Annotated in this window: 1 protein-coding gene and 2 pseudogenes; 2 read left to right on the plus strand and 1 reads right to left on the minus strand. The window is 65.0% G+C overall.

Going from position 1 to position 1084, the window contains the following annotated elements; translation table 11 throughout:
• Positions 1-94: 94 nt before the first annotated feature.
• A pseudogene (locus ACWD5D_RS44860) lies at positions 95-568 on the plus strand (bacterial transcriptional activator domain-containing protein); the annotation flags it as partial.
• A 127-nt stretch (positions 569-695) separates the two neighbouring features.
• Positions 696-883: pseudogene (locus ACWD5D_RS44865) on the plus strand (aminoglycoside phosphotransferase family protein); the annotation flags it as partial.
• Positions 884-949: 66 nt separating this feature from the next.
• Here ACWD5D_RS44865 and ACWD5D_RS44870 read toward each other — a convergent pair.
• A partial coding sequence (locus ACWD5D_RS44870) for an IS3 family transposase (protein WP_451378017.1) occupies positions 950-1084 on the minus strand: 135 nt, incomplete at its 5' end.

A 1084-nucleotide genomic window follows, 5' to 3' on the forward strand; every position in this document is an offset into this window, starting at 1 on the left:
CTTCTCACTCGATGTCACCACTTCTCCGTCCTGAACAGCAAAGATGCATGACACCCAGATGACAACTACCGGTGACACCGAAATGAGAAGTCGCACCCACGTACGCTGCGACTGGACCCACTTCCTCCAACTCGCCGAACACGCCCTGCCACAAGGCCCATCCGGCCTGACCGACCTGGAAAAAGCACTGACTCTAGTCCGGGGAAAGCCGTTTGGCGGCCGGCCCCTTCCCTGGGCCGAGCCCCACCAGCAGGAAATGACCACGCGGATCATCGACGTCGCCCACACCGTGGCCACCCACCGCATCCCCCCAGGCCCCCACCACGACCTCACCGCCGCACGCCAGGCCGTCGCCACCGGACTCGACGCCGACGACACGGCCGAGCTGCTGTACCGGGACTGGATGCGGATCGAGCACGCGGCCGGGAACCGGCAGGGCCTGCACACCGCCATCACCCGCGTCCAACAGATCAACCACACACTCGACTGCTCACCCGAAACCGAAACCACACAACTCATCAACGAACTCCTGGGCGGCCCGGGCAACGAAGTACACAAGGCCCAGTAGACGTCGGCACGCAAGGCCGCGCCATGCCCACTACGGGCTGGGGGTGACGTCCCAGGCCACATAGGCGAGCAGCTCGCTCAGAGCCGCCTCAATGGCGCGCGCCGCCGCCCGATGATGAGGTGGCACGGTGACCAACCACGATGAGACTGCGGCTGCCCCACCGTTGACACTGGCTTGGGTGAGCCGGCACCTGGAGGCCGGCGAACGGCCGTCACAGCCCTGACGCTGCACGGTGACATCACTGCCGAGACGCGGAGGCTGACCATCGGCTCTCCGGACGGAGGAACCCGAGACCCGGTGCTGCGGACCCTCGTCCGATGTGGAGCACGCCGACGACTTGCTGAACAGGGAGGCTGAACCGTTCCGGGTTCGGTAGAGATCTCAGATGTTGGTTGTGACCTGGGGTTTCGTGGTTGCGAGGTAGTGGTTGTTCTCGTATTCGACGGGCGGGAGGTGGCCTATCTCACCGTGGAGTCGTCGGTGGTTGTACCAGTCGACGTACTCGGCGGTGGCGAG

This window comes from Streptomyces sp. NPDC002520 (assembly GCF_053595235.1).